At 68.7% G+C, this 5,464-nt stretch carries 9 protein-coding genes, 1 tRNA gene and 1 riboswitch; of the genes, 4 read left to right on the forward strand and 6 right to left on the reverse strand.

The genetic code is table 11. The annotated features are described in order from the left end of the window. Positions 1-128: 128 nt before the first annotated feature. The 3 genes from ACWGI8_RS38365 to ACWGI8_RS38375 form a co-directional block, all read right to left on the reverse strand. Positions 129-449 carry a DMT family transporter gene (locus ACWGI8_RS38365; protein WP_453668066.1) on the reverse strand — a complete coding sequence of 107 codons (321 nt, stop codon included), beginning with the start codon at positions 447-449 and terminating at the stop codon, positions 129-131. Positions 450-482: 33 nt separating this feature from the next. Continuing rightward, a riboswitch (guanidine-III (ykkC-III) riboswitch) is annotated at positions 483-543 on the reverse strand. A gap of 111 nt (positions 544-654) precedes the next feature. Beyond that, complete coding sequence (locus tag ACWGI8_RS38370) at positions 655-1,002, reverse strand: GroES family chaperonin (protein WP_453668067.1); 348 nt, start codon at positions 1,000-1,002, stop codon at positions 655-657. Positions 1,003-1,056: 54 nt separating this feature from the next. After that, a complete protein-coding gene (locus ACWGI8_RS38375; RefSeq protein ID WP_453668068.1) occupies positions 1,057-1,377 on the reverse strand; it encodes a DUF3618 domain-containing protein in 321 nt (106 codons plus the stop codon). Positions 1,378-1,505: 128 nt separating this feature from the next. Between ACWGI8_RS38375 and bcp the strand changes: the two genes are divergently transcribed. From bcp to ACWGI8_RS38395, 4 genes are all read left to right on the forward strand, one after another. After that, positions 1,506-1,973, forward strand: a complete 468-nt coding sequence (gene bcp, locus ACWGI8_RS38380) for a thioredoxin-dependent thiol peroxidase (protein ID WP_453668069.1) — start codon at positions 1,506-1,508, stop codon at positions 1,971-1,973. Positions 1,974-2,105: 132 nt separating this feature from the next. Beyond that, positions 2,106-2,768, forward strand: a complete 663-nt coding sequence (locus ACWGI8_RS38385) for an HNH endonuclease (protein WP_453668070.1) — start codon at positions 2,106-2,108, stop codon at positions 2,766-2,768. After that, a complete protein-coding gene (locus ACWGI8_RS38390) occupies positions 2,765-3,442 on the forward strand; it encodes an HNH endonuclease signature motif containing protein (protein ID WP_453668071.1) in 678 nt (225 codons plus the stop codon). The genes ACWGI8_RS38385 and ACWGI8_RS38390 overlap by 4 nt, the downstream gene beginning before the upstream one ends. Before the next feature lie 14 nt (positions 3,443-3,456). Next, positions 3,457-3,532 (forward strand) — tRNA-Leu (locus ACWGI8_RS38395). A 53-nt stretch (positions 3,533-3,585) separates the two neighbouring features. On the opposite strand, the gene rdgB is transcribed toward ACWGI8_RS38395, so the two are convergent. The 3 genes from rdgB to rph form a co-directional block, all read right to left on the reverse strand. Next, complete coding sequence (gene rdgB, locus ACWGI8_RS38400; RefSeq protein WP_453668072.1) at positions 3,586-4,188, reverse strand: RdgB/HAM1 family non-canonical purine NTP pyrophosphatase; 603 nt, start codon at positions 4,186-4,188, stop codon at positions 3,586-3,588. Between the two features lie 31 nt (positions 4,189-4,219). Continuing rightward, the gene (locus tag ACWGI8_RS38405; protein ID WP_453668073.1) at positions 4,220-4,597 is read right to left on the reverse strand and encodes a hypothetical protein; all 378 of its coding nucleotides are present in this window, start codon (positions 4,595-4,597) and stop codon (positions 4,220-4,222) included. Between the two features lie 96 nt (positions 4,598-4,693). Beyond that, positions 4,694-5,431, reverse strand: a complete 738-nt coding sequence (rph, locus tag ACWGI8_RS38410; RefSeq protein ID WP_453668074.1) for a ribonuclease PH — start codon at positions 5,429-5,431, stop codon at positions 4,694-4,696. Positions 5,432-5,464: the final 33 nt, after the last annotated feature.

A 5,464-nucleotide genomic window follows, 5' to 3' on the forward strand; every position in this document is an offset into this window, starting at 1 on the left:
GCGGAGGATCATCCTCGTACTGGACGTACTTGGATGAGTCCGACAACGCAGCGAGCGCGCGTGCCAGGCGTCGCGGGCCAGGCGGGACTTTAACCTCACAGGGCAATACACCTAGTGCCTGGGGCGCCTTAATGCCCGGAGGTCGCCTTCAGCCCCACCACCGCGACCAGGAGCAGCACGACGAAGAAGATCCGGGCGGCGGTCGCCGGCTCGTTCAGCACCAGCATGCCGACCACCGCCGCACCGGCCGCGCCGATGCCGACCCAGACGCCGTACGCCGTACCGATCGGCAGGGTCCTGGCCGCATGTGACAGCAGCAGCATGCTCGCGACGATCCCGGCACCCGTGAAGAGGCTGGGCCACAGCCGGGTGAACCCGTCGGTGAACTTCATCCCGATCGACCAGCCGACCTCGAGCAGACCGGCGACAACAAGCAGAACCCAGGCCATGACGGCACCTCCGAGACGCGGGACTTCATACGGGGTGCGTCGTCTTTGCATTGCCCGGTACGGCGCGTCTCGTCGGGTTCCTCACAAGGTAGCAAACGGCACGGAAGGGCCCGGTGACCGGAGTCACCGGGCCCTTCCCGGACCGTCGCCCAGCTGACGATCGCGACAGCTGTGGGTCCTGCTGCAGATACCGCTACAGATACTGCTACAAATACAGCCCGGTCGAGTCCTCGGCACCCTCGAAGCGGTCCGCGGCCACCGCGTGCAGATCGCGCTCCCGCATGAGGATGTACGCGACACCCCGTACCTCGACCTCGGCCCGGTCCTCCGGGTCGTACAGCACCCGGTCCCCGGGCTCGACCGTGCGGACGTTCTGCCCGACGGCGACCACCGCCGCCCAGGCCAGCCGACGGCCCACGGCCGCGGTCGCAGGAATCAGAATGCCGCCGCCAGAGCGCCGCTCCCCCTCGGGGGCATCCGACCGGACCAGTACCCGGTCGTGCAGCATCTTGATCGGCAGCTTGTCGTGCTTGTCGAGGGTGTTGTCGCTCACGACACCGAACCTACCTGCCGAAAGCCGATCCGCACGCCGCCGGGGTCACACCGGTCACGCCTTCCGCTTCCTGGCGGACAGCGCGAGCAGCCCCACGGCGCCCACGACGAGCACCGCCACCGGCACCACACGCTCCAGCCGGGGCGCGCCGTGCGGGTGCACGAACCGGGCCTTCACATCGGTCACCAGGCGGTTCGCGGCGACGCACGCCCGCCCGGCGGTCTCGTCCACTGTCGCGGCGACCTTGGCCTTCGCGTCCCCAATGATCGTCTTGGGGTGCACACGCACCCCGATCTCGTCGAGCGTCTCGGCAAGCCGCTCGCGCCGGCGGATGATGTCCGCCTCGATCTGCGCAGGGGTCCTGGCGTCCGACACCGCGCCGCCTCCGTCGTCGTATCCGGTAGTTCTTCCTCGACAGTCTGTCAGCTCGACGCCCACCGCACCCCACGGCACCCCTATTACGCTCGGTCCCGTACGCCCGTACCCCTTGAGGAGAACCGAGAATGAGCGAGCGACTCCAGCCCGGCGACACCGCCCCGGCCTTCACCCTGCCCGACGCGGACGGCAACGACGTATCGCTCGCCGACCACAAGGGCCGCAAGGTCATCGTCTACTTCTACCCGGCGGCCATGACTCCCGGCTGCACCAAGCAGGCCTGCGACTTCACCGACAACCTGGAGCTCCTGGCGGGCGCGGGCTACGACGTGATCGGCGTCTCCCCCGACAAGCCGGAGAAGCTCGCGAAGTTCCGCGAGAAGGAGGACCTCAAGGTCACGCTGGTCGGCGACCCGTCGAAGTCGGTCCTGGAGGCGTACGGCGCGTTCGGTGAGAAGAAGCTCTACGGCAAGACGGTGACGGGCGTGATCCGCTCGACGGTCGTCGTCGACGAGGAGGGCAAGGTCGAGCGGGCGCTGTACAACGTGAAGGCCACCGGCCACGTCGCCAAGATCATCAAGGACCTCGGCGTCTGACGCCGTTCGGGGAGCGGGCGCACCGTGCGGCTAGCGGTGCATCCCGTTCCACATTCCGGACGTAACTGTCCGATTTTCGGCTCGTTACTCCGTGCGAGGCTGCGAACGCGCGGCCGAAACGGAGGGGGCGCGATGCCGAAGAGCCCGTACACCCTAGAACGCCTCGCGGAAGCGGCGTGGGCGTCACGGACGCTGTCCGAGGCGCTGACGAAGCTGGGGGTCGACCCGAGGGGGGCGTCGCGGCCCTATCTCCGGGAGCGGATGAAGAAGCTGGGCATAGACACGTCGCACTTCGAGCGGGAGGGCACGCGGTGGACGAGGGAGATTCTCGAATCGGCCGTCGCGGCCTCGACGAACGTGTGCCAGGTACTCCGTCGGCTCGGCGTCGAGGTCGTCGGCGGACAGCAGACACACATCAGCCGCCGGATCAAGGCGTACGGGATCGACACCTCGCACTTCACTTCGCGGGTACGCACCGAGAACATGCGTGACAACCGGCGCCGCCGGTCGGCCGAGGAGATCCTGATCGAGGACCAGTCACCACAGGCCACGCGCACACCGAATGAGCGGCTCAAGCGGGCCATGCGGGAACTCGGCGTCAGCGAGCAGTGCGCGCTCTGCGGAATCGAACCGACATGGCAGGGGCACCCGCTCCCGCTTGAGGTTGACCACATCGACGGAAACTGGCGCAACAACCGCAGCGAGAACTTGCGGTTCCTCTGCCCCAACTGTCATTCGACGACAGACAAATACCGAGGACGCGGCAAGGGCCGACGCTGGGGAGTCTCATCATGAGCCAAGCGCCCCGATACACACGGGAACGGCTGCTCCAGGCGGCCGCGCAGTGCAAGGACATCGAGGAGGTCGTCGCCTTCTTCGGCACCCAACCGTACGGACGCCTGCATCAATATCTCTGGGGCCGATTCTCTCACTACGGCATCGACGTCGCCCACCTCGACAGACGCGGCTACCGCAGAGGCGGGCCCCGGCCGACCACCGCAGAACTCGCCGAGGCTGTGGCTGGTTCCATCTCCCTGGCCGGTACGCTGCGGCTCCTTGGCCGACCGGAGAACTCGAGCCAGAAGGCGTCCCTGAAGCGGTGGATCGCCGAGGACCACCTGTCCACAACGCATTTCTTGGGCCAAGGGCATCAGCGAGGCAGACCCAGCACCAATCCAGCGCTGAAGGCCGAGGACGTGCTGGTGAAACACGACAGCAAGCGTCGCAGAACGAAGACCGTCCATCTGCGCCGTGCCCTGTTCGAGATCGGTGTGCCTGAACAGTGCGCGAGATGCGGCACCGGGCCCGTGTGGCTCGGAAAGCCCATGACGCTCGAAATCGACCACATCAACGGCGACTGGAGCGACGACCGCGCAGAGAACCTCCGGTTGCTCTGCCCCAACTGCCATGCGATCACCACCACCTGGTGCCGGGGAGGCAAGCGTCGCCCGCGTCCGGCGGAGCAGTAAGGTAGGCGACGCACGGGCCCGTATCCCAGCTGGCCGAGAGGACGCCGGTTTAGATCCGGTGTGTCGTGGGTTCGAGTCCCACCGGGCCCACCCGACAGGGCGCGTCACCCACAGCGGTGCCGCGCCCTTCGCCGTACCGCCCCTCAGCCCAACAGCTCCCCCACCACCGGGACCAGCCCCCTGAACGCCTTCCCCCGGTGGCTGATCGCGTTCTTCTCCTCCGGGGTCAGCTGGGCGCACGTCACGTCGTAGCCCTCCGGCTGGAGGATCGGATCGTAGCCGAAGCCGTTCGTGCCGATCGGGGCGTGGCGCAGCGTGCCCCGCAGTCGGCCCTCGACGACCCGTTCCGTGCCGTCCGGGAGGGCGAGTGCCGCGGCGCAGGCGAAGTGGGCGCCGCGGTGGGGGTCGTTGACGTCGGAGAGCTGGGCCAGGAGCAGCTTGAGGTTGGCGGTGTCGTCGCCGTGGGTGCCGGACCAGCGGGCGGAGAAGATGCCGGGGGCGCCGCCGAGGACGTCGACGCAGAGGCCGGAGTCGTCGGCGACGGCCGGCAGGCCGGTGGCCCTGGCCAGGGCGTGGGCCTTGAGCAGGGCGTTCTCGGCGAAGGTGACGCCGATTTCCTTGACGTCGGGGATGTCGGGGTACGCGTCCGCGCCGACGAGGTCGTGGGGGAGACCTGCGTCGGCGAGGATCGCGCGGAGTTCGGTGATCTTCCCGGCGTTGCGGGTGGCGAGGATCAGGCGGGTCATGCGCCCAGTATCTACGGGCGCTCCATGGGCGTTACGAGGTGCAGACCTTGCCGATCTCGCCGGCCGCGTCGGTGACCGGCGTGATGTCCGGGGTGGTGTCGCCCTTCTCGACGGCCGCGCGGACGTTGGCGACGCCCTTGGTGAGGTCGTCGACGGCCTTGGACAGGTCGGCGTTGTCGGTCGTGTCCTTGAGGTTGCCGAGTTCCTTGTCGATGTCGTCGAGGGCCTCGGTCAGCTGGGTGGGGTCGTCGGCCGCGGTGCCGACGGCCTGGGAGAGCTTGTCGACGCTGGTGGCGATGGCGTCGGCGGTCTTGACGCAGTCCAGGGCCTTGTCGACGGCGCTGCACCCGATGGCCCCGAACAGGGCGGTGGCGGTGACGACGGCAATGACTATTCGGCGGCTGCGCATGGAACGGGCCCTCCCAGGGGTTGTGGACGGGCGTACGGTTCGGCCCGTACGCCCGTGTCGGTAACGACGCCGACGGCGGCGTCCTTGGTTGCTTCTTTACGCTTCGAGCGCGCGGGCGAGTGCCTCGGTCTGGAGCGCGGCGAGGTCGGCGCAGCCACCGGTGGCCAGGTCGAGCAGGGCGTTGAGCTCCTTGCGGTCGAAGGGCTCGGCCTCGGCGGTGCCCTGGACCTCGACGAAGCGGCCGTCGCCGGTGCAGACGACGTTCATGTCGGTCTCGGCGCGGACGTCCTCCTCGTAGCAGAGGTCGAGGAGCGGCGTGCCGTCGACGATGCCGACGGAGACGGCGGCGACGGTGCCGGTCAGAGGCTTGCGGCCGGCCTTGACGAGCTTCTTGGCCTGGGCCCAGGCGACGGCGTCGGCGAGGGCGACGTACGCGCCGGTGATGGCCGCGGTGCGGGTGCCGCCGTCGGCCTGGAGGACGTCGCAGTCGAGGACGATCGTGTTCTCGCCGAGGGCCTTGTAGTCGATGACGGCGCGCAGGGAGCGGCCGATGAGGCGGGAGATCTCGTGCGTGCGGCCGCCGATCTTGCCGCGTACGGATTCGCGGTCGCCGCGGGTGTTGGTGGAGCGCGGGAGCATGGAGTACTCGGCGGTGACCCAGCCTTCGCCGCTGCCCTTGCGCCAGCGCGGGACGCCTTCGGTGACGGAGGCGGTGCAGAAGACCTTGGTGTCGCCGAAGGAGATGAGGACGGAGCCCTCGGCGTGCTTGCTCCATCCGCGTTCGATGGTGACCGGGCGGAGCTGTTCGGGGGTGCGGCCGTCGATACGAGACATGTAGTGAGCCTATCCGTCCATGAGTGAGGGGCC

The organism is Streptomyces sp. NPDC054841 (assembly GCF_053611045.1).

What these genes read in the sequence shown, in the direction of transcription:
- ACWGI8_RS38365 (WP_453668066.1), bottom strand. Translation starts at nt 449, where the DNA reads ATGGCCTGGGTTCTGCTTGTTGTCGCCGGTCTGCTCGAGGTCGGCTGG.
- bcp (WP_453668069.1), top strand. Translation starts at nt 1,506, where the DNA reads ATGAGCGAGCGACTCCAGCCCGGCGACACCGCCCCGGCCTTCACCCTG.
- ACWGI8_RS38385 (WP_453668070.1), top strand. Translation starts at nt 2,106, where the DNA reads ATGCCGAAGAGCCCGTACACCCTAGAACGCCTCGCGGAAGCGGCGTGG.
- ACWGI8_RS38390 (WP_453668071.1), top strand. Translation starts at nt 2,765, where the DNA reads ATGAGCCAAGCGCCCCGATACACACGGGAACGGCTGCTCCAGGCGGCC.
- rdgB (WP_453668072.1), bottom strand. Translation starts at nt 4,188, where the DNA reads ATGACCCGCCTGATCCTCGCCACCCGCAACGCCGGGAAGATCACCGAA.
- ACWGI8_RS38405 (WP_453668073.1), bottom strand. Translation starts at nt 4,597, where the DNA reads ATGCGCAGCCGCCGAATAGTCATTGCCGTCGTCACCGCCACCGCCCTG.
- rph (WP_453668074.1), bottom strand. Translation starts at nt 5,431, where the DNA reads ATGTCTCGTATCGACGGCCGCACCCCCGAACAGCTCCGCCCGGTCACC.